Annotated in this window: 21 protein-coding genes, 2 tRNA genes and 2 pseudogenes; 14 read left to right on the top strand and 11 right to left on the bottom strand. The window is 48.5% G+C overall.

What is annotated here, in order from left to right; genetic code table 11:
• Positions 1 to 649 precede the first annotated feature (649 nt).
• On the bottom strand, positions 650 to 4,687 hold the full coding sequence (locus ACFW2W_RS13670) for a PAS domain S-box protein (protein WP_378178745.1): 4,038 nt from the start codon (positions 4,685 to 4,687) through the stop codon (positions 650 to 652).
• 494 nt (positions 4,688 to 5,181) lie between these two features.
• Here ACFW2W_RS13670 and alr point away from each other — a divergent pair, with 494 nt between their 5' ends.
• Together alr and ACFW2W_RS13660 are read left to right on the top strand one after the other, a co-directional pair.
• Positions 5,182 to 6,438 (top strand): alanine racemase, encoded by a 1,257-nt coding sequence (gene alr / locus ACFW2W_RS13665; RefSeq protein ID WP_378178742.1) that lies wholly within the window; start codon positions 5,182 to 5,184, stop codon positions 6,436 to 6,438.
• A 123-nt stretch (positions 6,439 to 6,561) separates the two neighbouring features.
• Positions 6,562 to 7,350, top strand: coding sequence for a mechanosensitive ion channel family protein (locus ACFW2W_RS13660; RefSeq protein ID WP_378178739.1), 789 nt, complete (start codon positions 6,562 to 6,564; stop codon positions 7,348 to 7,350).
• A gap of 29 nt (positions 7,351 to 7,379) precedes the next feature.
• Here ACFW2W_RS13660 and ACFW2W_RS13655 read toward each other — a convergent pair whose 3' ends face one another.
• On the bottom strand, positions 7,380 to 9,107 hold the full coding sequence (locus ACFW2W_RS13655; protein WP_378178737.1) for a sensor histidine kinase: 1,728 nt from the start codon (positions 9,105 to 9,107) through the stop codon (positions 7,380 to 7,382).
• A gap of 489 nt (positions 9,108 to 9,596) precedes the next feature.
• Positions 9,597 to 10,871: a glycosyltransferase family 4 protein gene (locus tag ACFW2W_RS13650; RefSeq protein WP_378178734.1), complete on the bottom strand. Its 1,275-nt coding sequence runs from the start codon at positions 10,869 to 10,871 to the stop codon at positions 9,597 to 9,599.
• A 616-nt stretch (positions 10,872 to 11,487) separates the two neighbouring features.
• Here ACFW2W_RS13650 and ACFW2W_RS13645 point away from each other — a divergent pair.
• Both ACFW2W_RS13645 and ACFW2W_RS13640 read left to right on the top strand, forming a co-directional pair.
• A tRNA-Ser gene (locus ACFW2W_RS13645) sits at positions 11,488 to 11,579 on the top strand.
• A 195-nt stretch (positions 11,580 to 11,774) separates the two neighbouring features.
• A complete protein-coding gene (locus ACFW2W_RS13640) occupies positions 11,775 to 13,145 on the top strand; it encodes an ABC transporter substrate-binding protein (RefSeq protein WP_378178731.1) in 1,371 nt (456 codons plus the stop codon).
• Between the two features lie 168 nt (positions 13,146 to 13,313).
• On the opposite strand, the gene ACFW2W_RS13635 is transcribed toward ACFW2W_RS13640, so the two are convergent.
• The 3 genes from ACFW2W_RS13635 to ACFW2W_RS13625 form a co-directional block, all read right to left on the bottom strand.
• Positions 13,314 to 14,249, bottom strand: a complete 936-nt coding sequence (locus tag ACFW2W_RS13635; RefSeq protein ID WP_378178728.1) for a hypothetical protein — start codon at positions 14,247 to 14,249, stop codon at positions 13,314 to 13,316.
• Positions 14,250 to 14,471: 222 nt separating this feature from the next.
• Positions 14,472 to 14,636 carry a hypothetical protein gene (locus ACFW2W_RS13630; protein WP_378178725.1) on the bottom strand — a complete coding sequence of 55 codons (165 nt, stop codon included), beginning with the start codon at positions 14,634 to 14,636 and terminating at the stop codon, positions 14,472 to 14,474.
• On the bottom strand, positions 14,636 to 15,577 hold the full coding sequence (locus ACFW2W_RS13625) for a serine hydrolase (protein ID WP_378178722.1): 942 nt from the start codon (positions 15,575 to 15,577) through the stop codon (positions 14,636 to 14,638). The genes ACFW2W_RS13630 and ACFW2W_RS13625 overlap by 1 nt, the downstream gene beginning before the upstream one ends.
• 81 nt (positions 15,578 to 15,658) lie before the next feature.
• Between ACFW2W_RS13625 and ACFW2W_RS13620 the strand changes: the two genes are divergently transcribed.
• From ACFW2W_RS13620 to ACFW2W_RS13605, 4 genes and pseudogenes are all read left to right on the top strand, one after another.
• A complete protein-coding gene (locus ACFW2W_RS13620; protein WP_378178719.1) occupies positions 15,659 to 16,342 on the top strand; it encodes a C40 family peptidase in 684 nt (227 codons plus the stop codon).
• 24 nt (positions 16,343 to 16,366) lie between these two features.
• Positions 16,367 to 17,392 (top strand): glycosyltransferase family 2 protein, encoded by a 1,026-nt coding sequence (locus ACFW2W_RS13615; RefSeq protein WP_378178716.1) that lies wholly within the window; start codon positions 16,367 to 16,369, stop codon positions 17,390 to 17,392.
• 22 nt (positions 17,393 to 17,414) lie between these two features.
• The gene (locus ACFW2W_RS13610; protein ID WP_378178713.1) at positions 17,415 to 18,668 is read left to right on the top strand and encodes an MFS transporter; all 1,254 of its coding nucleotides are present in this window, start codon (positions 17,415 to 17,417) and stop codon (positions 18,666 to 18,668) included.
• A 20-nt stretch (positions 18,669 to 18,688) separates the two neighbouring features.
• Positions 18,689 to 18,838, top strand: a pseudogene (locus ACFW2W_RS13605) (DUF5615 family PIN-like protein); the annotation flags it as partial.
• 32 nt (positions 18,839 to 18,870) lie between these two features.
• Here ACFW2W_RS13605 and ACFW2W_RS13600 read toward each other — a convergent pair.
• Together ACFW2W_RS13600 and ACFW2W_RS13595 are read right to left on the bottom strand one after the other, a co-directional pair.
• Positions 18,871 to 19,080, bottom strand: a complete 210-nt coding sequence (locus ACFW2W_RS13600) for a DUF6887 family protein (protein WP_378178710.1) — start codon at positions 19,078 to 19,080, stop codon at positions 18,871 to 18,873.
• Positions 19,077 to 19,259: a DUF6888 family protein gene (locus ACFW2W_RS13595; RefSeq protein ID WP_378178707.1), complete on the bottom strand. Its 183-nt coding sequence runs from the start codon at positions 19,257 to 19,259 to the stop codon at positions 19,077 to 19,079. Before ACFW2W_RS13595 ends, ACFW2W_RS13600 begins: the two co-directional genes overlap by 4 nt.
• A gap of 307 nt (positions 19,260 to 19,566) precedes the next feature.
• Here ACFW2W_RS13595 and ACFW2W_RS13590 point away from each other — a divergent pair.
• Positions 19,567 to 20,400, top strand: a pseudogene (locus ACFW2W_RS13590) (Rpn family recombination-promoting nuclease/putative transposase).
• Between the two features lie 132 nt (positions 20,401 to 20,532).
• Here the strand turns inward: ACFW2W_RS13590 and ACFW2W_RS13585 are convergent.
• Positions 20,533 to 20,606: transfer RNA gene (locus tag ACFW2W_RS13585), tRNA-Arg, on the bottom strand.
• Between the two features lie 34 nt (positions 20,607 to 20,640).
• On the opposite strand from ACFW2W_RS13585, the gene moaC reads away from it, so the two are divergent.
• The 3 genes from moaC (at position 20,641) to ACFW2W_RS13570 (ending at position 22,013) form a co-directional block, all read left to right on the top strand.
• A complete protein-coding gene (moaC, locus tag ACFW2W_RS13580) occupies positions 20,641 to 21,150 on the top strand; it encodes a cyclic pyranopterin monophosphate synthase MoaC (protein ID WP_378178704.1) in 510 nt (169 codons plus the stop codon).
• A 133-nt stretch (positions 21,151 to 21,283) separates the two neighbouring features.
• Positions 21,284 to 21,601 (top strand): 2TM domain-containing protein, encoded by a 318-nt coding sequence (locus ACFW2W_RS13575; protein WP_378178702.1) that lies wholly within the window; start codon positions 21,284 to 21,286, stop codon positions 21,599 to 21,601.
• A 103-nt stretch (positions 21,602 to 21,704) separates the two neighbouring features.
• Positions 21,705 to 22,013: a DUF3181 family protein gene (locus ACFW2W_RS13570; protein ID WP_378178699.1), complete on the top strand. Its 309-nt coding sequence runs from the start codon at positions 21,705 to 21,707 to the stop codon at positions 22,011 to 22,013.
• A gap of 91 nt (positions 22,014 to 22,104) precedes the next feature.
• Here the strand turns inward: ACFW2W_RS13570 and nrtS are convergent, their stop codons facing one another.
• Positions 22,105 to 22,365 carry a nitrate/nitrite transporter NrtS gene (gene nrtS / locus ACFW2W_RS13565; protein WP_378178696.1) on the bottom strand — a complete coding sequence of 87 codons (261 nt, stop codon included), beginning with the start codon at positions 22,363 to 22,365 and terminating at the stop codon, positions 22,105 to 22,107.
• A 157-nt stretch (positions 22,366 to 22,522) separates the two neighbouring features.
• Positions 22,523 to 24,136, bottom strand: a complete 1,614-nt coding sequence (murJ, locus tag ACFW2W_RS13560) for a murein biosynthesis integral membrane protein MurJ (RefSeq protein WP_378178693.1) — start codon at positions 24,134 to 24,136, stop codon at positions 22,523 to 22,525.
• Between the two features lie 129 nt (positions 24,137 to 24,265).
• On the opposite strand from murJ, the gene sfsA reads away from it, so the two are divergent.
• Together sfsA and ACFW2W_RS13550 are read left to right on the top strand one after the other, a co-directional pair.
• Positions 24,266 to 25,027 carry a DNA/RNA nuclease SfsA gene (gene sfsA / locus ACFW2W_RS13555; protein ID WP_378178690.1) on the top strand — a complete coding sequence of 254 codons (762 nt, stop codon included), beginning with the start codon at positions 24,266 to 24,268 and terminating at the stop codon, positions 25,025 to 25,027.
• Between the two features lie 132 nt (positions 25,028 to 25,159).
• Entirely contained in the window at positions 25,160 to 26,080 is a 921-nt protein-coding gene (locus ACFW2W_RS13550) for an NAD(+) kinase (RefSeq protein WP_378178909.1), read from the top strand.
• The last annotated feature ends 46 nt before the right edge of the window (positions 26,081 to 26,126 follow it).

Below are 26,126 nucleotides of genomic sequence, written 5' to 3'. Positions count from 1 at the left end.
AGTGATTTCTAAAATTCTCTTCTTTCTCTCTCTTGGCGTTCTTGGCGTTCTTGGCGGTTCGTCAAAAAAATATATTACAAATCAAATAGGATTGCTATATAATGCTTGCAAATTTTGATGAGAGCGAATTTCCTCAACTCAGCATTTTAGCCTAGACGCGCTAGTAGGTTGGGTTGAGGCAACGTTACCCAACACACATAAACAATGGTTGGGTTTCACTTGCATCGTCGATTCCCTATCGACTTGCTTGTACAGCACTAAACCCAACACACATAAACAATGGTTGGGTTTCACTGTCGTTCAACCATTCCCTACAACTTGCTAATCTCAATAGTACCGATATCTAAAGCTTGATTTTGGCTATTTGAGTCAGTGGGCGCAGACGCTAGGATTAGAAGATTTGATGGCAACAGCACTGGGGGAAGCGGGACTCAATGAGAACCCATTATTATTCTAATTGCCGATTAATTTTTAACGAACCGCCAAGAACGCAGAGGACGCAGAGGGAAGAGAAGCTAGAAAATGTCTAAGTCTCACTAAAAATACAAGACTTGCGTAGGGAATGGTTGAGGCAACGTTACTCAAGACACATATATAATTGTTGGGTTTCACTGTCGTTCAACCATTCCCTACAACTTGCTGATGGGAGTTAAATTTTTCTACTTTTTCTGCCAGTCAGAAGATAAGTCGTCATCTCGCCTTTGCCTTTGACATGGATGATACCGCGTTCCTCAAAAATATATTGATCTCGTAATCGCTCATAGGTAGTGGCAGTGATTTGAATTCGACCGGCAAGACCGTGGGATTCCATCCGAGAAGCTGTATTTACCGTGTCGCCCCACAGATCGTAGATAAACTTTTTGATACCAATAACGCCAGCAACCACAGGTCCTGTACTAATGCCGACTCGAATCTGAAAATTTTTCGCATTTTTTAGGTTAAATAGCGCGATCGCATCTTGCATATCCAGCGCCATTTCGGCTATAGCCTGGGCATGATCGCTGCGGGGCATTGGCAGACCGCCGACAACCATATAGGCATCCCCAATCGTCTTAATTTTCTCCAACCCATGCAGTTCGGACAGTCGATCGAAAGCCGAAAATATCTTGTTGAGCAATTCGACAAGTTCGGTGGGTGATGTATCGGCAGAAAGTTGGGTAAAGCCAACAATATCAGCAAACAAAACGGTGACTTCGGCAAAACTATCGGCAATTGTGCTTTCCTGAAGTTTCAATCGCTCGGCAATGGGGGCGGGTAAGATATTGAGCAGCAGTAGTTCCGATTGTTCCTGTTGATAGCGCAGTGCTTCTTCTGCTACCTTGCGATTCGTAATATCTTGGACAGTGCCTTCGTAGTAAAGGATTCTACCTTGAGAATTCTTAACCATGCGTGCGGTTTCCAAAATCCAGATAGTGCTGCCGTCCTGGCGGTAAATTTGAGACTCAAACCGGGATACAGAATCGTACTTTTGCATGGCAGCAATAAATTCCGCACGTCGGTTTGGGTCAACGTAAAGTTGCCGCTCAACGTTTGTTACATTGGCGATTAATTCTTCCGGGGAAGAGTAGCCATAAAGATGTGCTAGGGCAGGATTCCCACTGAGGAAGCGCCCATCCGGTGTGGTTTGAAAAATGCCTTCAACTGCGTTTTCAAAGATGCTGCGATATCTTTCTTCGGCTTGCCGCAGTGCGCCTTCCACTTGCTTGCGCTCGGTAATGTCGCGGGAATTAACAACGATGCCTGCCACGAATGGATCGGCTAGCAAATTGCTCCCAGTTGATTCTAGAAAGCACCAGGAGCCATCTTTTCGGGGAAAACGATATTCGATGCAAAAAACAGCCTGAGGGTTGTTAAGAGCCTGATGGAAAGCCTCTAAAACGCGGCGACGATCCTCTGAGTGAATCATGCCCAAAGTGTGTACGCCAGTCAATTCTTCTGGTTGGTAGCCCAAAATACTGACAATCGAAGGACTTTGATAGCGGGTAATGCCATCTGCATCATAAATAGCGATCAGATCCGAACTGTTGAGAATCAGAGAGCGAAATTTCGCTTCACTGCTAGCGAGGGCAGCTTCTGCTTGTTTGCGATCGCTCGCTTCCATTGCCAAAGCAGCCATATACGCTAAATAAGCCGCAAAGTTCTGATCCTCCAGCGCCCACTGCCTTGGCGTACCGATGTGTTCCAGACAAAGCACCCCCATCGTTCGTCCACCCACCCGAATTGGGACATCCAACATTGAGGCAATGCCTAAAGGAGTTAAATAAGCAGCGGAAAACTCCTTTGTCCGAGGATCGCTATGGGCATCAGAAGCCGCGATCGCGCGTTCCTCTTCTAGCGCTTGGAAATATCCCGGATAGTCAACTGCGTGCAGCTCTATGCCCCTGCTATGGCGCTCCTGAGTGAGTTCGTACAAGTCAACGCAGACCAATTTTGGATTCGGGTTTTGGGATGTTGCAGCCGGTTCATTGCCATCAACGATTTCTTGTCTATAAAGCCATATACTGGCTCGTTCGACGCCCAGCGTGTTCGTGGCTGTCTCGGTAATCTCCCGCCATGCCGCGCTCAAATCGCCCGTGTATAAAGCCTGACACGTCGCTAATTCCATCAGCGCCCGCTGCTGTCTGCGGAGTCGAGTCTCGCTTTCTTGGAGTGTCGCTTCCGTCTGCTTGCGCTGAATGACGGAACCCAGCTGAGCCGCAACGCCCGATACTAGCTCCACCAGCCGCCGATCTTCTTCCTGGCTGTCGAAACTGAAGAAAACCAGAACAGCCAGCACTGGTGACTGCTGTAGGGGCACGCCAGTGCTGTGCCCCTCCTGAATCGGCAGGGGGCACGATTTCCAAAACGTTGCCGCAATAATCGGAATGGCGAAACTTGCTTTCAATCCGCTTTCTTGGGCAATTGCGGCACGCTCAAAAACGGCTTGTGGCTGAATTGAAACATCATCAATCCACTCTGGCTGCTGCGATGACCAAACTCGTCCCGGCAATCCGTTCCCGAAAGCAAAAGTTAGCTTCTGGCTACAGTGTCTGAATTTCTTCAAGGCGGGGGATACCTCATCCTTACCGCCATACCAACCCCGGCTGCATTCGAGAAAGTCACTTGCTGGGTGGGGAATCCAAGCTTCCCCAAAACTCCAGCCGATTGTCTCGCATACCTTGCCCAGCGTGACTTGCAAAGCTGAGTGAAAATCAGAGGAATCCGCGATCGCTTGCGTGGTTGTCTGCAACAGAAGAATTTCTTCTTGCGCTTGTTTGCGAACGACTTCGTCGCGCTTCGCTTCGCTAATATCCCGAACTACGCCACACACCACCTCTCTGCCACCATAAGAAATCGGGTTGGCACTCACTTCTACATCCACCAGCGTTCCATCTTTACGCCGGTAGCGCCGTTCGCCCAAGTAGTGTTGTTTGTTGGCTAAGATTTGCTCAATATTAAAGTCAACGCTGTCTCGCTCGTGGGGGACGAGATCGTAAAGTGTCAGTTGTAAAATTTCTGCATGGCTGTAACCCAGCAGGCGCTTAAAGGCAGTATTGGCTTCCAGAATTTGAGAAGATCGAGCATCAATTAGAACAATTCCTTCCGAAGCTTGCTCAACCACAGCGCTGTGACGTTCTTCACTTTCAAGGCGATCGCGTCCAGATTTTTCCAACGCTTCTAGCATCCCATTAATCGTCAGTGCCAAGCTGGACAATTCATCCTTTCCTTGACTTGATACCCGCAGCGAAAGATCGCCACTCGCGCCAATTTTCCGAACTCCTGCGCTCAAAGCTGCCAATCGAGACAGCACCAATTGCTCTACCAGCAGCAGCGTCACTCCGCCAAATACCACTCCCGCCACCAACAGACACAAAATCAGATAGCCTTGGCGAATCTTTCCTTGCTTGTAGATTTCTCTGGGGACATCCACCCGCAACAGCAAAGCCGGATTGCCATAAATGTCTTTAATCTGAGCATATCCAGAAATCGTATCTTCGTTGCGCGATCGCACTATAATCGGGCGTTGTTCCGACAAAGCAGAACGCACGGCTTGGAAGTCTTTAGGCATTTGAGGATCGTTCATCCCGTACATCGTCACGGGCAAACGGTTAATTCTTGCCAACTTCTGAATCGTCTCATCATCTACATAACGCCCAAAGATCAAAGTTCCCCGGATAGAACCTTTGCTATTTGAAGGCAAAATCGGCTGCGAACTAATCAGCATTGCCCCTTCCGGAACCAGGATGATTCCCGACAAAATGCGATGAGAATTGGGACGCTCTAAAAGCCGGTCGTTGAGAGCAAGGTGTTCTTTGAGGACTGGTGGAATCGGTGTTTTTTTCTGGTTTTTCAGATCGAACCCAGTCCCAAAGACAATTTCACCGCTGTTATTGATATACAGCACCAAATTGATCTGCAAGTTGTAGAGCGATTCTGGAGCTAGATTCGACTCCCTATAGGCTTGGTTTGGATTCTTAATAAAGTTGTAGGTGTCATCCCACGCCGACCAATCGCGAAATCTGGAACTAAAGTCATCGCCAGTTTGGGCAAAAACATTCAGAACTGCCTTAACCAACTGACGGGTATTTTGTTCCTCAGCCTGCTTGAGGCTCCGCAACAAAATGGTGGAAGAGGTAGCATATAGCACCCCTACCAGACCGACGAGTGTCGCGCCAATGACCATTAGTGTCTTCGTTCGCAGTCTCATGCTTTAGTGCTGAGTCCGTCCTATAAAGGCGGGTTGACCCGTTCGTGCTAAGTGTTGAGAGCGGAAAATGTCAAATTATCTTCTTCAATGTTCCTCGTAAACTCAGCATTCAGCACTATTTCTGCCAAAATATACCTCCAGACGTTTGACGAAAAGCGGGATCTTCAGATTATCGCGTCAACAAGCTGTGTTGGAGAAGCACCCGGAATGGCGAAAACCCCCGACACCCAAACACGAGGAAAGGCTAGGGGTGAATGCCAACATCCTAGCTGCCTTGCGAACGACAGCCACAATCTGTAATTAATAACACCGAGAGACTACTTGACGATCCGGACGCGATCGCTCACTCTAAGTTGTTAACTGTAGGACTTCCCCTAGGGTTTTCTCTAAACGCGACCGATGAAAGCTAGAGCTAGATATACCAATAGTCTAGTAATGGCTTGAAGGCGTAAGTCCTAAACTAACAGGTGTGAGTGAGTGAGGAGTGAGTCTAAATGCTAAGTTGGGAGCCGACTCCTGTAGGGATGCCTTCCTCTGGGTACCCCAATATTACCCAAATACGGCGAGAAAATTTTACGGATACGCTCAAGGAACGGGCTTGGGTGGAAATTGATTTAGCCGCTTTAGCTCATAATGTGCGGCAGCTGAGGCGTTTTCTCTCGCCAAAAACGGCACTGATGGCGGTGGTGAAGGCGGATGCTTATGGTCATGGTGCGATTACGGTTGCCGAGGTTGCTTGCCAAGCGGGTGCAAGTTGGCTGGGTGTTGCTACGATTCCAGAGGGAATTCAACTGCGAGAAGCCGGGATTCAGGCACCGATTTTGATTTTAGGTGCCAGTAATACACCAGAACAAGTGCGAGCGATCGCTCACTGGAATTTGCAGCCGACTATCTGTACCCCTCAGCAAGCTTTGGTCTTTTCCGAGACACTGGGGCAAGCACAAGGCATTGCCCCTACTCGTTCTTTGTCGGTTCATGTAAAATTAGATACCGGAATGTCTCGCCTAGGCACTCCCTGGCAGCAAGCAGCGGAGTTGGTCGCCTTGGTGCAGCGATTGCCCCAGCTCAAAATTGCCAGTATCTACTCTCATCTGGCAACGGCTGATAGTCCAGATCCGACGGTGATGAGACAGCAGCGAGACAGATTTGAGGAAGCGATCGCTCTCATCAAAACCACAGGAATGACGCCTCCCCGTCTGCACCTAGCAAACTCAGCCGCCGCTTTAAGCGACTTAAGCTTACACTACGACATGGTGCGAGTGGGTTTAGCAACCTACGGTCTTTACCCCGCGCCCCATCTAAAGCCTGCCATCAATCTCAAACCCGTCATGCAAGTAAAAGCACGGGTGACGCAAGTAAAAAATATTTCAGCCGGTACGGGCGTCAGCTACGGACATCAGTTCGTCGCCAGTCGGGATATGCGCCTCGCCGCGATCGCCATTGGCTACGCAGACGGGGTTCCCCGCAACCTCTCCAACAAAATGCAAGTTTTGCTCCGAGGTCAGCCGGTGCCGCAAATCGGCGCAATTACAATGGATCAGCTGATGCTGGATGTCAGCGCCATCCCCGATTTACAAACTGGCGAAGTCGTCACTCTGCTGGGGAAAGAAGGTAACGTCCAAATTTCTGCTGATGACTGGGCGGCGACTTTAGGCACCATTTCCTGGGAAATTCTCTGCGGCTTCAAGCATCGTCTACCTCGCGTGGCAGTCGGTCAACCCCTGGAATCAGAACAGATTACACCGTCTTGAAGCAAGTTGATAACTTGCAAGTCTTTCCTTCTAGATGCAGGGGCACGCCACTGCCGTACCCCTACTCAGAATAAGAATAGTGGCAGACAAAAATTCATTTTCTCTGGTAAAAAACGATTGACAATGGATATTATTTCTATTGAAGCTGCATCCCAGTTATGGAACTACCTGATTGGTCAAGCGTATTTTAAGATTCTACAGAACCTTCTCTGGGCGGCTACGATTCTGCTCCTCACCCGATTAGCCGTAGGTTGGGTGGGGGGTCTTACCCGCAAAGCGCTGGGTCGCACAGAGCCAACCTTACGCAAGTTCCTGATTCAGGTAGCCGAGATTTTCACGCTGGTAGTCGGGATGGTTGCCGTTCTCAACAGGTTGGGAATAGAGACAACCAGCGTCGTCGCGGTAGTGGGGGCTGCTGGTTTAGCAATAGGTTTAGCGTTGCAGAATACCCTATCTCACTTTGCCGCCGGTGTGATGCTCATTAGTTTGCGCCCGTTTGAGGTAGGCGATTTTATTGAAGGGGCGGGGGCTGCTGGGGTGGTGGATACTATCGGCATTTTCTCTACCACGCTGGTAACGCGAGACAACGTAGTGATTACAGTGCCGAATGGGCAATTATTTAGCGGGACGCTGAAAAATACCACCGTACTAGGCAAGCGACGAGTAGATTTAGAGATTGATATTAGCGATCGCCCGATCGAACCGACTATCACCCTACTTTTGTCCCTGATTCAACCCCATCCCTTAGTTTTGGAAGATCCAAAAACTACTTGTCACGTTGCCTCCATCTCAGCAACCGGAACAATTTTATATCTGCGTCCTTGGTGTGCCGCTGAAGCCTACGATCACGTCCGTTCCGAAGTGCAACAGCTGGTGAAAGAAGCACTGCGAGAACCAGAATTGTCGCTGTAGTTTTCCGCCTACTCCTGAAGGATGCGGCATTATCCTTGATCCTTCATGTTCATTCTGTTCGCGTGTATCGGGAGTTCAATCCAAAACTCTGTTCCTCGTTCTGGTTCAGACAGACACTTCAGTACCCCACCATGCTTCTCAACGATCATCTGGTAGCTGATCGACAGTCCGATTCCCGTGCCCTTGCCTACAGGCTTTGTCGTGAAAAATGGATCGAATATCTTTGCCCTAATCTCTTCTGGTATGCCAGAACCATTATCAGCAATGCGAATCACTACATGAGATCGGTCAGAAGAAAGGCTAGTGCAGATGCGAATACAAGCATTGTCAGTTGGTAGAGACGCGATGAATTGCGTCTCTATGTCAGTTGTTTTTTCACTAACTGCTGACAGCTTACCATTGACCATTGACGACTCTAGAGCATCCACCGCATTGCTCAAAATATTCATAAACACCTGATTCAGAGGGCCAGCGTAGCACTGAACGGGTGGAAGGACGCCGTACTCTTTAATCACTTCAATACCAGAATTCTGCGCTGTAGCCTTGAGTCGATGCTGTAGGATTAATAGCGTGCTGTTAATCCCTTCGTGGATGTCAACTCGCTTCATCTCGGATTCATCCAACCGGGAGAAGTTCCGCAACGACAAAACAATTTGATGGATACGGTCAGTACCCACTTTCATAGAACTCAGAGTCTTCGGTAAATCTTCTGTGAGAAAGTTCAAATCAATCGCTTCTGCTTTTTTTTGAATCTCGCTATCGGGATGGGGATATTGCTTTTTGTAGAAGGCTAGCAAATCGAGGAGATCCCGAACATAGTCACTAACATAGGGCAGGTTGCCGTGAATAAAGTTGACAGGATTGTTAATTTCATGGGCGACACCGGCAACCAATTGACCCAAACTCGACATTTTTTCGCTCTGAATGAGTTGGGCTTGAGTATTTCGCAACGTCTTGAGGGTTTGCAGAAGTCGTTGATTACTGCGGCGGAGTGCCTCCTCTACTCGCCGACGCTTGCTGATAGTACGTTCTAATTTAGCCAGATTAATCCGTAACTCCATCTGGCTGACCACCTGCCGCCCTAACGCCCGCAGTGCTTCCATCTGTTCTGGGGTGAGATGACGTGGAACCCGATCAATCGCGCAGAGGGTGCCGATAGCATAGCCATCAGCACTCACCAAGGGGGTGCCAGCATAAAACCGGATATGAGGGTCAGAGGTCACTAGCGGGTTGCTGGCAAACCGCTCATCTTCTAAGGCATTGGGTACAATCAGCAAGTCATCTGGTTGCAGAATGGCATGGGCGCAGAATGCCACGTCTCTTGGCGTTTGGGTTGCTTCCACCCCGACTTTTGATTTGAACCACTGCCGATTAGCATCGACGAGGCTGACTATAGCAACGGGAGTGCCGCAAATATGGGCTGCCAGAGCCGTCAAATCGTCAAATGCCTCTTCAGGAGGAGTATCAAGAATCTTGTAGCGATTTAGCGCTTTGAGCCTATCTGCCTCATTGAGGGGTAAGGGTGGGCTGTTCCTGACTTCTTCTGTCGGTATCGATGGGGTGAGGTTGATTCGATTCAATCCAGAATCGATTGAGGCGTCTTGTCGCAGTGGCTGACGACTTAACTGGCGACGCCTTCTTCTAAAAAGACGACCGTAAATGCCTTGAATAGCGTTCAAAAGAAGGTTCCATGCTGTTTGAAATAGCCGTTTCACGCTGGTATTCTGCACGCTTGAGTTAGGGTCATCATAGGTCATTAATACCCTTTCTCTAATTGATTGCAGGGTATAGGAAGGTAGGGCACACGACCGTGCGCTTTTGCAAAGTTGCAAGCACAAAGTGAATTGGTATCAATTTCATTATCTGTTACTGTGTATTACTTGAGGCTAACACCATTTTAGATTGAGGATTTTGGATGGGAAAACGGAACTTATAATCAGATTGTAAAAATTTAAATTAAGTACATATAAAACAAGATAATACAACTCAGACCAGTCATTTTATTTCTTCCATCACTAATAAATTGCAACCAATCCACTCCAAATCCGGATAGTTTGAGAGTGATAAAAACTCAAATCGTTGCTTGCAAAAAGGGAATTGCTATAAGCAATTATGTAGAATGATTTTTCTTTGAAAAGAAGTATAAAGTAAAAAAAGCCTTGTAGTTGTACCAACATTACTGGTACAACTAGAAGACTTTGTGGTTACTTGGTAGGGTACCCGCAGGACAAACTGCTGGGTAAAATTTAGGCGCTGACTTGACCGACGAGTTCGGGTGCAGCTTCTTTCACTATTAGATGAGTGTAAAGGTCACTCAGTTGAGACGCCACGCCATCCCAACTAAACATTTTCTCTACCCGCACTCTTGCATTCTTACCTAACTGGTTGCCCCATTCTGGGTTGGCGAGGATACGGTCAATCGCAGCGGCAAACGCGGCGTCATCTTTCGGGGGTGCCAGTAAACCAGTTTCTTCGGGGACGACGGTGAACTGGAGTCCGCCGACATCGCTGGCAACCACGGGCGTTCCAGAAGCCATTGCTTCAATCGCCACTAAGCCGAAGGGTTCGTAATGACTGGGTACGACACAAACATCAGCGGCGGCGTAGTAAACTGGCAGGGTTTCGTCACCCAACCGTCCGGGGAAGGTGGTGATGTCTTGCAGTCCCAGTTCGCCTACAATTTTTTCGATGCGATCGCGCTCTTTACCGTCACTTTGACCGGGACGAGAACCACCCCCGATAAATAGCTTCAGGTTCCCCTGCTGGCGCATCTGGGACTTGCCAACGGCGCGAACTAGCGTTTCAATCCCCTTGCGCTGGTCAAATCGTCCCACGTAGAAGACCACTTGGGTGTCGGAGTCGATTCCCAGTTGCTGTCGTGCTGCTTCGCGGGTGACGGAACCAAACTTGTGAATATCGGTGCCGCAGGGGATGATGTCGATGCTGCCTTTTGCAGAAACCAGCGATCGCATATGTTCTTTTTCCTGCGGACTGGTGGCGACAATCCGTTCCGCTGTCTCTAGAACCTTTCTTTCTATCTCTAGCCGCGTGGTAGCAATCAAGGGTATCGTCGAAACCGACTTATATTTAACTGCTCCCAAAGAGTGGTAAGTATGAATTTGCTTGATGGGTTGAACTTTCTTCAGCTCCATTCCCACCCAAGATGAGAGCCAGTAATTTGTGTGTACTACAGAATATTCGATGCCTTCTTGCTGCTGAAACTTGAGCAGCTGTTCAACAAACACTGGTAGATACTCAAACAAATGGTCTCTGGGGACAAACTCTTCAGGACCAGCCGTTAACCGAATCGTTCGACAATTAGAACTGTGTTGAACAATCGTGGGTTGATCGCGACTAACTTTGCGGGTAAACATATCTACCTGCCACCCCTGTTGAGCAAGTGCCTCACCCACCTGACGTACATAAACGTTTTGACCGCCAGCCTCTTCTTTACCGATTTCAATTGCTGGATCTCCGTGGACGGAAATCAGAGCAATGTGCTGGTTGTTTGTGGAAAGCATAATATTTTATCAGTTTTGTAACTTAACAACGTCCAGGGCGAAGCGGGGGTTGACCATTCTACTCAGTTGCCTCTTCAGCCCACGCGAACTTAAGGAATCTTTACTTGCTTTGATCATAGGATAAGCTTCGCTGTTGATGATGAACATCAACTACTGGAGAGAACCTACTACCCGACAATATTCAACCTTCCGAGGGACGATAGGGTATTATTTGGTGTCATCGCCTCCTCCTAAAGAAGGAAAATTTTAAGTCAAAGGGCATATAAATGACCTCCTTAGCGAATGGATTCCCATTTTTCCGTCCTCCAATAGTCAGGGAAGTGAGGATTTCTAGACTTAATCGTGTAACGCGGGAATATTTAAATCGTCCAACCTTTACGGAAACTGGGTTGTAAAAGATTATTTGATTTCTTTGCCAGCTATGAAGAATTTACTAATAAGTAATTATACTTAGGAACGGGAAACAAGCAAAGAGTCGCAACGGGGAGGATGAATTATGGATTTCCCTCCAACTGCGAAGACTCACGCGGAATGACCAGGCATCGAAAAAAAGAAAATTTTTTTTGACAGCAGCTTCGATTCATTAATATCTGGTATTATGTATATTCGTCACCTAGGAGAGGTGGCTGAGTGGTCGAAAGCGACAGATTGCTAATCTGTTGTACGGTTGGTAACTCCGTACCGAGGGTTCGAATCCCTCCCTCTCCGTTTTAAAAGCATACAAAAGAGGCAAGAGGGGAAGCCCAACAGCTAAAACCAGACGCCTCACTCTTCACACCTCAGAGCGATCGCTTCTGCTGCTAGCTAAAATGCTGGCAGAAGCGATCGCTGTATTCTTAAACAACTGAGATCAATTAAAATATTTGATTTCAATCGTGGACTGTTGAAGAGTTAAACACGCAAATGAGCAGACCCGCTTCAGCCAGAAGTATCAAACCGAGTTGGGCTCGCGCCCTAGCAATTACCACCTTAGCGACAAGTTTTCTAACCGCTGCTTGCCAAAACACTTCTCAACCAACGGCAAGTAATAACACGCCAACCAGTAGCCCCACCCAGACAACAGCATCTACCCCAGCCACCAGCGGTTCCGGACTCAAGATTGGCTCACTGCTGCCTACCACCGGCGACCTATCTTCTGTGGGACAACCCCTACCAGATGCCATCCGTTTGTTAGTAGACACCGTCAACAAGTGTGGCGGCGTCAATAATCAGCCAGTCACATTTATTCCTGAAGATGACCAAACCGATCCCAACGCTGGCACCGCAGGAATGACCAAACTAACGGAAGTAGACAGAGTTGCTGGCGTCGTCGGTTCCTTTGCCAGCAGCGTCTCTAGTGCCGCCGTGCCTGTCGCTGTCCGCAACAAGGTGATGTTTATCTCACCGGGTAGTACCAGCCCTGTCTTTACCGAACGAGCCAAAAAAGGAGAATTTCAAGGTTATTGGGCGCGAACGGCTCCCCCCGATACCTATCAAGCTCAGGCTTTAGCAAAACTAGCAACAGACAAAGGGTTTAAGCGCGTTTCCACTGTCGTCATCAACAACGACTATGGAGTTGGCTTTGAACGAGAATTTGTGCAAGCCTTCAAAAAATTAGGAGGCACTATTGTCAACGAAGGCAAGCCAACTCGTTATGACCCCAAAGCCGCCACTTTTGAAAGCGAAGCAGCAGCAGCATTTAATGGCAAACCGGACGCCGTAGCAGCGGTTGTCTACGCCGAAACCGGCAGCTTGTTCTTGAAATCTGCCTACGAACAAGGTCTAAGTAAAGGCGTCCAGGTGATGCTGACAGATGGTGCCTATTCCCAGGACTTTCCAGAGCAGGTCGGCAAAACCAGTGATGGCAAGTTTATATTAGCTGGGGCAATCGGCACGGTTCCCGGTGCCAATGGACCAGCGCTGGCTGAATTCACCAAGATTTGGAAAGAGAAAACCGGAAGGGGATTGAGCGCCTATGTCCCTCACGCCTGGGATGCTGCCGCTTTGATGGTACTAGCAGCCGAAAACGCTAAGTTAAATACCGGCGAAGGCATTAAAAGTAAGCTTCGTGATGTCGCCAATGCCCCAGGCAAAGAAGTGAGCGATGTTTGTCAAGCGCTAGAACTGGTGCGTAAGGGTGAGGAGATTAACTACCAGGGAGCTAGCGGTAACGTGGATATTGATGCAAACGGCGATGTGGTCGGTAGCTACGATGTCTGGGCGGTGGAACCCACTGGTGAGTTGGCAGTGACAGGCAAAGTCAGCCCCCAAGTAGAAGTAACCAATAAAAAGTAAAAAAGTTAGGACTTACGCAACTTGCGCGACATCTGAGGGCAACCACAGGGGGATTGAACCGACAAGAACGCTATATGTATAAGCTTTGCGTAAGTCCTGAAAGTAAAAAGGCAACAGGAGAAACCAAAATTTTCTCTGTTGCCTTTTGGCTTTTACTTTATACTTTCTCTAGAAGCCAGGGAAGGTGTAACCCACACCCAGGATTAATCCCACCGGCACGTCATCGCTTTGAAAGCCGACATTTAGAGCTGCTGTTGCTGTAAATTGCCGTGTCAAAGGCACATCGACGCCACCCGTAACCAGGAAACCAATGTCGCTGTCATCACCCGTGGAAATCGTTACACCGCCACCAACGTAAGGGGCGAATCTGACGGGTTCAAACGGATCTGATTGTCGGATGTTAAAGTCGTAAGTCACTGGAATCAGAAAGGTCGTATCGTCACCTAGTAGCACGGAAGGGCGTAAAGACAACGTATTGGTTAGACCAATTTTGCTGATTACTGCGAAGCTACCATCGCCCAAAGCGTTATCACCCCCGAAACCAATATTGAAGCCAACCCCGACGTAGCTTCGACCCGCACGAGTGGCTCGACCGAGTTCGATGTCGGTTTGAGCAACCTCAGAGTCATTGGGTAAGTTTGGAGTTTCAGAAGTTGGTTGCTGAGGTGGCGCGGCGAGAGCGGCGGCAGAAGTGGTTACGCCGGGAAACGGTTGCGTAGCAGTACCATCAGTTTCTGCCAAGGAGGAAGGTTCTGGTGCCGCAGGCTTGGCGCTTTCTTCAGTCAGGGTTGCATCTTGATACTCAGAGAGGTTGACCGGCTGTTGGTTCACATTATATTGTGGTGATGCCGGGACAGTTGATTGGGTAATCGGTGTGACACCTGCTGGCTTGACAACTGGGTTGACAACTGGCATACCCATTACCGTTGGCTCAGTTATCGCCTCAGATGCGGCAGGTTCTGAACTCTGAACGACCGCAGGAGTCTTTTGGTCAATGACTGTGGCAGTGGGCGTTTGGCCCCTAGCTGACAAGCCACCGCTGAGAACCGTCAGTGCCGTCAGACCCAGCAAGAAAGAAACACGCTTAGAAAAGATTGTATTCACGGTCACTCCTCAAAAATTTCCTCAAAAATTTACGAAAGCCAACCTTAATTGCCTATTCTCTCGGAAATTATATTTCCCTGTGGTCAATTTAGGAAATTTTAAAAGATTTTGCTACCCACCAAGGAAGGATTATTAGCTGGAAGTGGCTAGTATTCGACGAAATTGATGTTGACAGGTGAAATGTAAGAAAGAGGGTGAGAGAGTGACAAGAGAGATTTTTATTCACGGTTCCTCAGACTTTATCTCATCAGTAGCGATCGCAATTTCTAGACGTGGATGCTTGGGATGCGACCTATTGCTCACTTTGATGACGAAGAAACCCTTTTTATTGTAAAAAAGGGTTTCTTCGTCATTGATCGAGATCGCTTCTGTAACCGGGGATTGCACTAGGTAAGGCTGTCCATTGCCGCTACGACTTTCTGGGAAACAAAGGGTAGAATCGCTTTGTTTTTACTATTTGCTTTGCCTTCGGTGAACGCAATCAACAGATAAGGTTGCCGTGATGGTAGCTCGATATAAGCGGCGTCGTGACGAACTTGGTTCGTCCAACCGGCTTTAGACCACAATTGGGCGTTTGCAGGCAGTCCGGCACCTAAGAAACCCCTAACCTGATTTTCCTCGTCGGAGGCTTCATCGTCTTCTGGATGGAGGCTGCGTTTCATCAGTCCCATCATTGCTTGCGATCGCCCGGATGAAACAGCGACGCCCCCGACAATGCTATGTAGCAGCCTCGCCGTGGCATTGGTCGTCACCATATTGCGGTTTTCCCGCATCTCCCCTAAGAATGCCCGCTCTCGCCCATAGGGGCCGTCACCCCAAGGTTTTTGATTGACATTGATGGTTTCCATCTCTGTCCAGCCGAGGGATTGAAAGTAGCGATTCACGATATTGCGCTGCAACTGCCAGGTTTCAAATGGCCCTGGTGGCAACTCCGGGCCGCTAGTGGTGCCAGTCAACACATCCACCACTAAACTGGTGGCATCGTTGCTGGAATCAATAATCATGTCGCGGATGGCTCGCTCTAGCTCAGAGGAAGTCTGGAGCATATTTTGTTCTAGCCACTCTTGTACGGCGGCGAGATAAAACAGTTTAACGATGCTGGCAGGAAATATTCGCTCGACACCGCGATAGCTAAAGCCCCGGACTGGATATTTCCAGAATTCCTCTGAGCTGAGGGCACCGCCGGTATTGACGGGCACTGGGGGATCGTAGACTACCCAGGTTAAGGCAATTTGGTTGCGGGCTAATCCCGGAAATTCTGCCCAAGTTGCTTCTAAAATGCGATCGCCTAGTTTTTCTAGTTGTTCGTCTTTGTGAAAAAATGTCATTTTTATCAGTTGTTATCAGTTGTCAGTTATCAGTTGTCAATTGTTCAATAGTTTGTACCACTGACCAACAACCACTGACCCATGACCCATGACCCATTCTGCGAGTACCAGTGTCGAGTCAATCTAAACCTCTATGATTCCTCCAGTTGTACTCGTTTGGCAACTCAGGCAGCAACCGGGCGTCACTTGCGGATTTTGTCGCCAAAGACGGATGTATCGTCTATCCAGGTTTGTCTGCGTGAAGATGACTATTCCGGCTGGGTGGCAATTCAAGACCTCAAAGAGATTGAGGAGGCTCAAACGCCCTACGAAGCTCACACTATCTCCCCGACAGAAATTCAAAATCGCTTACCCCAAGTCATCGCCTTTATGCAAGCGGCGATGCAACAGCCGAATTATTATCTCTGGGGCGGAACAGTAGGGCCAAATTATGACTGTTCCGGGCTGATGCAAGCCGCTTTTGCTGCCTCTGGAATTTGGTTGCCGAGAGATTCTTATCAGCAGGAAGTTTTTACAGAATCGATTGCGATTCAAGCGCTACAATCAGGTGATTTAATCTTTTTTGGCATCGGCGATAGAACAACCCATGTGGGTTTATACCTAGGAGAAGAACGTTATATTCATAGTTCCGGTCAAGAACAGGGTCGCAATGGAATTGGGATTGATATCCTTTCGGAACAGGGAGATTCGATTAGTCAGTCGTATTTTCGGCAACTGCGCTCTTGCGGGCGAGTGGTTGCCAGTTATCAACCACAACGACAATAAGACACCAAGAGGTGGGAGGCAATCGTGTTAATTCCTGAAAGACTGGTAACGCAGAGCGAAATTTCTGCTGACGGTATCCCCGATGTTTCTGTAGTAGTGCCGGTTTATAACGAGGTGGAGAGTTTACCCCACCTGATTGAAGCGATCGCTACCACTTTAATTGAGACGAATCTGAACTACGAAATTGTTTGCGTGGATGATGGTTCCAAGGATGGCTCAGCGGAACTGCTTAAATCTTTGGCGCAAACCCGCGACAACTTAAAAGCAGTGCTTTTGCGTCGCAACTACGGTCAAACTCCGGCAATGTCGGCTGGGTTTAACTATGCGCGAGGCAAGGTGATTATCACAATGGATGGCGATTTGCAAAATGACCCGACGGATATTCCCCGGCTACTGGCAAAGTTAGAAGAAGGCTATGACTTGGTGAGTGGCTGGCGTGAGAAACGGCAGGACGCCGCCTTAACTCGCCTGCTTCCGTCTAAAATCGCTAACTGGTTAATTGGACGAGTCACGGGTGTAGAGTTGCACGACTACGGTTGTTCCCTGAAAGCCTACCGCTCAGAATTGGTGGCGGATATGAATCTTTATGGGGAATTGCACCGATTTTTGCCAGCTTTAGCTTTCATTGAGGGGGCAAGAATTACTGAGCTGCCAGTGGGGCACCATGCCCGCCGCTATGGACGCAGTAAGTATGGGTTGGGGCGGACATTCCGAGTCGTGATGGACTTGTTAACCGTCTACTTTATGAAAAAGTTCCTCACTCGCCCCATGCACGTCTTTGGGCTGTTTGGCATTATTGCAATGGCGTTGGGGACGCTGCTGGGTGTGTATTTAACGGTTTTAAAAGTGGGTTTCGGTCAGAGCATTGGCGATCGCCCGTTATTGATCTTGGCGGTCGTGCTGCTGGTGACGGGCGTGCAATTGTTTTCTTTTGGACTGCTCGCAGAGTTGTTAATGAGAACTTATCACGAGTCTCAGGGCAGACCAATCTATCGGGTGAGGGAAGTTGTTGGGGAGAATGTTAACAATAGTAAACAAAGGGAAGGCTAAAAGTGTAACAAGGGATTAAGCTTTGAAAGTTTTTCGGACGCTAGAGCCGCCCAGTCGTCGCAATCTGTTGGTTTTATTTACGGCTGGGCTATTATTTTGGTCTAGTATGGCTTCTTTGCTACCGACGCTGCCGCTGTATGTGGAGTCTGTGGGCGGAAGGACGCAACAAATCGGTTTGGTCATGGGAGCATTTGCCATCGGACTGATTTTGTGTCGCGCGTGGCTGGGACGTCTGGCAGATCGACGCGGTCGCAAGCTGGTACTGCTGATTGGCATGACTGTGGCAGCGATCGCGCCTTTGGGCTATCTATTTGTCAAGTCAATTCCCCTGTTGATGCTGCTGCGAGCGTTCCACGGGATTAGCATTGCGGCTTTCACGACTGGTTACAGCGCCTTGGTGGTTGATTTGTCCCCAGTGTCCAAGCGGGGTGAGATCATTGGCTATATGAGCTTGGTGACACCGATTGGGATGGCAATGGGACCAGCCATTGGTGGCTTAGTGCAAGCTCAAGCTGGGTACACGCCCCTATTTCTGCTGGCATCGGCGCTAGGAGTGCTGGGTTTATTTGGTGTTAATCAGGTCAATGAACCCCGGAGTCTCTACCAGTCACCGGATGTTGAGGAAGCATCGTCTAAAAGTTCAGCCGCACAACAGCAATTTTGGCAGCTGCTGGCAAGCGATCGCTTGCGAATTCCGGCTTTAGTCTTATTGCTGATCGGTTTGGGGTTTGGCGCGTTGAGTACCTTCGTGCCTCTATTCATCAAGGATGCACAAGTTGACTTGAATGCTGGCTGGTTTTACACTGCCGCTGCAATGGCTAGTTTTATTTCCCGGATTATTATCGGTCGTGCTTCCGACCGCTATGGACGGGGAATCTTTATCACTGGTAGTATATTGTGCTACGCGCTAGCGATGCTGATACTTTCTCAGGCATATACTGCGGCGAACTTTTTGCTGGCGGGTTTTTTGGAAGGCGCAGGATCGGGAACGTTATTGCCAATGATGATTGCCTTGATTTCTGACCGTTCCTCTCCCCAAGAACGAGGCAGAGTTTTTGCTTTGTGCATCACTGGATTTGATGTCGGGATAGCGATCGCGGGTCCCGTTTTGGGTTCCATTGCCGAACCCATTGGCTACCGAGGAATGTTTACCATTACTACTGCCATGTGCTTCCTAGCACTGATTATCTTTGCCACCCTATCCAGCAAAAATTTATCCCACTCCCTCCGCTTCGCCTTTGGACGCGAACGGGATGTTTACGCCTTGAATAAGTAAGCGCTGAGGGTAGTAAGAGAATGAGATCGCACTTTTACTTTTGTGGGGATAAGTGCGATCGCATTCTCTTACGCTTACTAGAGACAAGCGATAGCGATATGTGGGAGTTTGCAAAGCTTCAAAGGTTTTGTATTCTTACCCAAGATGCTGACTTTGCAAAGCGAAATCGTCTTTATGGTTCGCTCCAAATGTTAGACCACCACTACTCAGCTTGCTTAAACTTCTCTTTCAATATGGCTTCAACTTCGATTTCAGGATTCGCAAGGTCAAAAGGATATGGTTGGCGGTTGGCGAGGTTACGACGGTTCATTAAAACTTCTAACGCTGCTCGAAAGGCTTCATCCTCATTCCTATGTTCGGAAAGATATCTCTTTAGCTCAGCATTCGTCATTTGAGACAAATTTAGTGTCATAGAACAAACTCCCAACTTCCATCTTCATCAATTATGAGCGCGATTTCATCAGCCATTCCAGCCTGAATGTAAATCGTTTTTAATATCTGGTCGTAACGAAAAACTTGGATTGGCTGGTACAAATTGGAAAGCAACTGACAGAGGAATATAGTGGTGTCTGACTGTTTCTGCGTTGGCAAGTTGCAATTGAAGATACATCAAATGTAGCGTATCAGAAGTGAATCCCCGCACTCACTCAACTGCATTTCTTCCACTGACAACCTCACAACTACACCCAAACCGAGAACTCCCCCTTACTTAGCGATCACGCTTTGCAGGACTTACGCAAAGCTTATACATATAGCGTTTTTTCGGGTTCAATCCCCCTGGGAAAAGCCCACACTATGTGGTGATGTTGCCTAAGTCCTAGCTTTGGTTGGAAGGAGTGCGATCGCTCACCATTACGGGTGTAAAGTAAGCACATATCTTTATCGCACCTGCTAAAAATTGGATTCTGATAACATTTGCAAATACCTTGCAGAACAATACCCAGCCGAGTTTGTGCTATGGCTACTTTCAGATGAAGCTACTGACATTCAGGTACTCAAAACTGAACTAAGTGCAGAACCGATTCGCGCCGATTCTCTCACACTATTGCAAACTGGCAACTGTATCCTGCACATCGAATTTCAAACTCTGCCAGCATCTAATCCCCCACTGCCATTGAGAATGCTGGATTATTAGTTAAGACTGCACCGAAAATACCGTTGTGACATTGAACAAGTCGTAATTTTTTTAAAGTCTACTACCTCAGAAGGTGTCTTTACCGAAGAGTTTAGCGCTCGTAACACCAGACATCGCTATAGAGTCATTCGCTTGTGGGAGCAAGATCCGGCACCACTTTTGGCAAACCCGGCATTATTGCCACTGGCGACTCTAGCTAGAAGCAACACCCCTAACAGCTTACTAGAGCAAGTCGCAGCCCAGATCGATATGATCGAAGAACCACAGCAACGGGGAAATCTTGCTGCTTGTGTCGAGGTGCTGGCTGGTTTACGGTTTGAAGAAAGTTTAATTCGCCAACTTTTACGGGAGGAAATTATGCAAGAATCTGTAACTTATCAAGCCATCATCCAAAAAGGACGACAACAAGGAAAACAAGATGAGGCGCGATCGCTAGTTATGCGTCAGCTAACCCGTCAATTTGATAATCTTGACGAAGAATTGCAACAGCGCATTCAAGCATTATCCGTCACGCAGTTAGAGGACTTGGCTCTAGCATTGTTGGATTTTCAGGCAGTATCGGATTTAGTTGTCTGGTTGGATGAGCATTCGTTCTAGCTGTCGGGTATGGTTGGGAATGCGATCGCTCCTTTGTCGCCTTTGTCTAGCAAAGGGCGATCGCTGAAGTTAGCGTAATAATAAGTTGATATAAAAAAACAAGGCAAAAGTTTTATCTTTTGCCTTGTTTAACGGGCTAGGAGGGATTCGAACCCCCGACACCGTGGTCCGTAGCCACGTGCTCTAGTCCACTGAGCTACAAGCCCTCACCAGAAATTTATAATAGCACAGCCCAACTGTATGACGCAAAATTTTTCTCAAAATCAACCGCTCACTCATCTGGACGCCCACGGTGAGGCTCAGATGGTGGACGTTTCCGGCAAAGCGCCAACCCGACGCCATGCTGTTGCTGCTGCACAGGTGCGGATGTCATCAGAGACATTTGAGGCGATTCTAGCAGGAAATACGCCGAAAGGAGATGTACTCGGAACGGCGCGAATTGCTGGGATTATGGCGGCAAAGCAAACTTCCCAGCTAATTCCTCTGTGTCATCCCTTGCCGATTCACAAAGTAGAAGTTCAGATAATGCCTGACGCCAATCTGCCTGGATATCAGATTCAAGCGGAAGTCGTCACCAAGGCAGAAACTGGCGTGGAGATGGAAGCGCTAACAGCGGTTTCTGTCGCGGCACTCACCCTCTACGACATGGCGAAAGCGCTGGAAAAGGGGATGGTGATTGAATCGATTCGCTTGGTGAGTAAGACGGGTGGCAAGTCGGGAGATTACCTCCGCCAAGGACAGGGTAGTTAGAGGCTTAGAATGAATTTAGTTGTTAGCGCTAACAACTCAAGAACGGGTGGGTTTATTCAAGATGTCAGTGAAATATCAAGTTTTTCGGAAAAACCCGCCCCTATAAACTCAACACTCATAACTTATAACTTCCATGCCTCCTCGTTGGCCTCGCAAACCAGACCGCAATGACCCCGCCTATCGTCGCCTCGACGATAGAATGAATTTTGCCATCCATGTGGCGATTTTTGGTGCCTGTAATTCTGGCTTGTGGTTTTTCCACAACTTGCAGAATGCTACATGGCCTTGGGCAACCTGGGTGACAGGCGGATGGGCGTTAGTCTTAGCTGCCCACGCTCTGTATATCTTTGCACTCGCAGATTATTCCAGTCCAGTAGCAGGATCTGGAAATACCACTGCTGGTTTAGGATTCCAGCCGAAAACTAAAGAGCAATCCAAAAAAACTACCTAAAGATAGATCGCTGTTTCTTGCTTTTCGTAGATTCAAACTCGGACGGGGATCGATTGCAATGAAAGCAATTAGATTCCCTATCCACATAACCAAAGTAAATCCTATGGATAGAACCAACACTTCTGAAGCAATTGAATCCCTCGCTGCCGAAATCGGCGAAAACGTGTATATCGACGTTGCTAAATGGCACCTCTATTTGCAGGATGCCAAGCTGCATACTGTTGTGGCAGAAAAGCTGTATCCCCTACTGGTTGATAATTCTCTAGATGAAAATCAGATGGTGAAAGTCCTGCAAAGTATTCCCATCAAGTTAGGCGGCGGGAAGCGGGAAGTTCCCCTAGTAGATTTGTTGCCTACGCAGTGCCAGGTAAACCTGATGGATATTCTGGAAGAATTCCAGCGCCACCTATAAAAAAGCTGTAGCTTTTCCGTTCCCCTTCCTTGGTAGGGAAGGGGTTACATCTGCCCGATCCGAAAAGGATTGGCAAGAGCCAGTTGCATTACTAAAAATGTTTAGTTTGATACGCAGAAGTTTTGATTAACTTGCGACGATAAGCGTATTGACCGTAAACACTAACTAGATAAGGCATCAGGTAGGTCAGCAATACAGAAATCCAGCGATCGCGCGTCATTTCGCCTTGGAAAAAGGCAACCCCGTGATTGATCAAAAACAAAAGAGTCCCGACAAATAGAGCCGTTTTTAATCCGGTCGGGATAAACTCTTTGTCAAATAAGCTGACAAGATATGCTTTAAGTGTCTTCATTAGTGGTTGCGATCGCTAAGCTAGGCGAGCCAAGCCTCAATACTCATCTCGGCTTAATGTTTAGATACCACACCTTCCCCTGAAGTTTGGTATTGTTTCATACACCTGATTGAGCAAGCTCAAGTGCGATCGCGCGTTGCGCCGACCTGTCGGTTCGCTATCTCACAAAGCGCTGGCGAATCCGCGACACAAAAATATCGATTTCTGGCAAATTCAGCCGCGTCGCCAAGAAAGCATAAACGCTCAAGCCAACGAATGCAGCTAAACTTACCTGCAATAACTGCACCAGCAACCCATTCGCGTTCCAAACTTGTTGAAAACCTGTACTGACACCCCAACTGGCTAAACCAGCTAAAAAGCTAGCACCTGTCAAACCCAAAATTGGCAAACTCCACTCTTGCCAAGGCAAGCCGTTGAGCTTGCGGTTCAACATCCAAACTAGCGCCACCACTGAAATCGTATTCACCGTCACCGTGGCTAAAATCAAACCGGGTGCGCCGAAATCTTGAACGAGAATATAATCTAGCAGGGCATTGAAGAAGATATTGACAATGCTGATACGAAAAGGCGTCTCTCCATCGCCCAAGGCATAAAATACCCGCACCAGTACATCGCGCCCCAAATAAACAAACATCCCGATGCCATAAGCAATCAGCACTGAAGCAACCAACTCAGATGCCCTAGATTTAAAGGCTCCGCGTTGATAAACCACTTGGACGATGGGGGTTGCTAGCGTCACCATCAGGGCACTTAAAGGCAACATAGTAATGGCAGTCAGGAGTAATCCTTGACGAATCCGCTGCTTGAGTTCGGGCCAATTTTCAGGGGCAGCAAGCCGCGAAAAAACGGGCAGCAGGGGTACTAAAATTACATTCGAGATAATTCCTAGGGGCGTTTGGACTAAAAGTCCCGCATAGGTCATAGCAGCCGCTGCTGTGGGGATATATGAGGCGAAAAATAAATCGGTGTAGAGGTTAATTTGCAGCATCCCGGAGGAAAGCGTTGCCGGTCCCATCACCTTCAGGACATCCTTGACCCCCGGCTGATGCCAGTCAAAGCGCAGGCGTAACTTACCCAAGCCAGCCCGCCACTGGGCAGTGAGTTGGACTAGCCACTGCAACAGGGCACCGGCAAGGGTTCCCCCCGCCAACACCAGTCCTCCCACTTCGGCGTATTGGGGTAGGTTGATTTGGTTGCCGAGTTGTAGCGCCAAGATTGCCAGTCCGCCAATTACGGTAATACTGGAGAATAAGGGGCTAACGGAGGGTAGCCAGTACATATCCGCCGCATTTAAGGTGCCAAAACCAATCCCAATCAGCCCAGCCATCAGCGCCATCGGAGCCATGATCTGTAATTGTTGGATGGCGATCGCTCTCACTTGCATTCCTTGCGGCGTCTCGCTTAAACCGGGTGCCACCAGGTTAATAAAAACACCCGCAAACACGATTAAGACGATCGTGACGAGTAGGAGTATCCCGCCTACGAGCGTTGTAATCGTCTCCACTAGGGGCGCGGCTTCCGATTTGTCGCGCTTGGCCAAAACACTGACAATCGCACTGTGAAAAGGGCCATTGATGCCACCCAGTAAGATCAGCAAAAAGCCAGGAATCACATAAGCGTAGTTGTAGGCATCGGCAACGACACCCACGCCAAAAGCGGCGGCGATCGCTTGTTGGCGCACTAACCCAAAAATTTTACTAATCAGCGTAGCAACTGCCACAATTCCGGCAATGCTAGCGAGTGTCCGAGCGGTTTTCTGCTTTTCAGTCACGAACGGTTAACAATCCCTCAATTGGCTCATCTTATTTAAACGCAAAGGTTAACGCCAAGGTACGCCAAGTTAAAATCTCCTTTGCGCTCCTTTACGATTTCCCTGCCTTACCTCTGCGTTAAAAGTACTATGGATTGGCTCTACCGCTACCCGACTCTCTCCTCCGGAATTTTGCTCAAACGCTACAAGCGTTTCTTTGCCGATATTGAACTAGCGTCTGGGGAGGTAATCACCGCCCATTGTCCAAATACCGGTCCGATGACTGGGGTTTCAACGCCCGGTAGTCCCGTGCAGGTGTCGTATAGCGACAATGCCAAGCGGAAATTGCCTTATACCTGGGAAATGATTCAAGTTTACGATACCGAACCCGTTTGGGTGGGAGTGAATACAGCTTTGCCAAATCGGGTCATTAAGTTAGCGCTAGAAAAGTTCCTTTTCCCAACATTGGGCAGTTACAGCCAAGTTCGCTTTGAGGTGCCGTATGGGGTAGAAAAAAATAGTCGGGTAGATTTTTTACTGACTGGGAATGACTCCGATTTACCAATTTATTTGGAAGTCAAAAGCACGACTTGGGCGCAAGGGAAACTGGTGCTATTTCCCGATACAGTAACGACAAGAGGACAAAAGCACCTGCGGGAACTGACTGCGTTAATTCCTCGGACGCGGGCGGTGATGCTTTATTTTGTGAATCGAGGTGACTGTACTCATTTTGCTCCTGGAGACAGTACCGATCCACTGTATGGGAAATTGTTGCGCGATGCGGTTGCCCAAGGCGTGGAAGTATTACCCTGCCGCTTTGAAGTTACCCCAGAAGGAATACGCTACTTAGGCTTAGCAGATTTTCTGCCTTCAATGCCCGCGCAGACAACTTACCTATCCTTGCCAGAATAGCTTGGGGTGAGGTCTGCCGACTTGTGTGTACGCGGTAGCACTGCGAACGGGGTGGGAAAAACGGAAAGGTAGCCCAAATGCAGAGCGATAGGTATCTTGAAAAATAGCTAACCTCGATTGAGTAAAGGCAAATTGGAGCTAAAAAACGTCATCATTGCACACAAGGCAGGAGATGCCCTCAGCCGCAGCTGGGCAGAAAAATGTGCTAAACAACTGGAAAAACGCAATTGCCACGTACTGATGGGGCCAAGTGGGGCCAAGGATAACCCCTATCCAGTGTTTTTGGCTTCTGCAATGCATCCAATCGATCTGGCGATAGTATTGGGCGGCGATGGCACGGCTTTGGCTGCGGCGCGGCATCTGTCTCCCGATCGTATCCCGATTTTGGCGGTGAATGTGGGGGGACACCTGGGATTTTTAACCCAGCCGTTTGAGGATTTTCAAGATACGGAGCAGGTTTGGGACAGACTTTGCGAAGATCGCTATGCAATCGAGCGGCGGATGATGTTGCAAGCGGCATTATTTGAGGGGAATCGCACGAATATGGAGCCTGTGAGCGATCGCTTCCTCGCACTAAATGAAATGTGCATCAAACCTGCCTCCGCCGACCGTATGATTACTTCCATCTTAGAAATGGAAATTGATGGAGAGGTGGTCGATCAATATCAGGGAGATGGACTGATTGTTTCTACTCCCACCGGCTCCACTTGCTACACTATCTCTGCCAATGGCCCCATCGTCCACTCTGGCATGGAAGCGATTACCATTACGCCCATCTGCCCTCTGAGTCTGGCGAGTCGCCCAATTGTCATCCCTTCTGGTTCTGTCGTCAGCGTTTGGCCTTTAGCTGACTACGAATTAAACACTAAATTATGGATGGATGGTGTCTTGGCAACTGCCATCTGGCCCGGACAGCGCGTCGATATCCGTATGGCAAATTGTCTGGCTAAGTTTATTATTTTGCGGGAAAACTATTCTTATTACCAGACACTCCGCGAAAAGTTGCAATGGGCAGGAGCCAGAATTCGGTACAGTAATAATCACCGAAATTAAGGATGTTGTAGAGTTGAAACATTGGCAATCTAGCATTGCATTTTAA

The organism is Coleofasciculus sp. H7-2 (assembly GCF_042747725.1).
Taxonomy (GTDB): Bacteria; Cyanobacteriota; Cyanobacteriia; order Cyanobacteriales; family FACHB-T130; genus FACHB-T130.
This window is presented reverse-complemented; position numbering and strand designations above follow the sequence as displayed.

Bases quoted from the DNA above. Each gene is read 5' to 3' on its own strand.
- ACFW2W_RS13640 (WP_378178731.1), top strand. From the start codon at position 11,775: ATGAGCAGACCCGCTTCAGCCAGAAGTATCAAACCGAGTTGGGCTCGC.
- ACFW2W_RS13600 (WP_378178710.1), bottom strand. From the start codon at position 19,080: ATGACACTAAATTTGTCTCAAATGACGAATGCTGAGCTAAAGAGATAT.
- ACFW2W_RS13670 (WP_378178745.1), bottom strand. From the start codon at position 4,687: ATGAGACTGCGAACGAAGACACTAATGGTCATTGGCGCGACACTCGTC.
- ACFW2W_RS13575 (WP_378178702.1), top strand. From the start codon at position 21,284: ATGCCTCCTCGTTGGCCTCGCAAACCAGACCGCAATGACCCCGCCTAT.
- ACFW2W_RS13620 (WP_378178719.1), top strand. From the start codon at position 15,659: ATGACCCATGACCCATTCTGCGAGTACCAGTGTCGAGTCAATCTAAAC.
- alr (WP_378178742.1), top strand. From the start codon at position 5,182: ATGCTAAGTTGGGAGCCGACTCCTGTAGGGATGCCTTCCTCTGGGTAC.
- ACFW2W_RS13660 (WP_378178739.1), top strand. From the start codon at position 6,562: ATGGATATTATTTCTATTGAAGCTGCATCCCAGTTATGGAACTACCTG.
- sfsA (WP_378178690.1), top strand. From the start codon at position 24,266: ATGGATTGGCTCTACCGCTACCCGACTCTCTCCTCCGGAATTTTGCTC.
- nrtS (WP_378178696.1), bottom strand. From the start codon at position 22,365: ATGAAGACACTTAAAGCATATCTTGTCAGCTTATTTGACAAAGAGTTT.
- moaC (WP_378178704.1), top strand. From the start codon at position 20,641: ATGACGCAAAATTTTTCTCAAAATCAACCGCTCACTCATCTGGACGCC.
- ACFW2W_RS13650 (WP_378178734.1), bottom strand. From the start codon at position 10,871: ATGCTTTCCACAAACAACCAGCACATTGCTCTGATTTCCGTCCACGGA.
- ACFW2W_RS13625 (WP_378178722.1), bottom strand. From the start codon at position 15,577: ATGACATTTTTTCACAAAGACGAACAACTAGAAAAACTAGGCGATCGC.
- ACFW2W_RS13570 (WP_378178699.1), top strand. From the start codon at position 21,705: ATGGATAGAACCAACACTTCTGAAGCAATTGAATCCCTCGCTGCCGAA.
- ACFW2W_RS13655 (WP_378178737.1), bottom strand. From the start codon at position 9,107: ATGACCTATGATGACCCTAACTCAAGCGTGCAGAATACCAGCGTGAAA.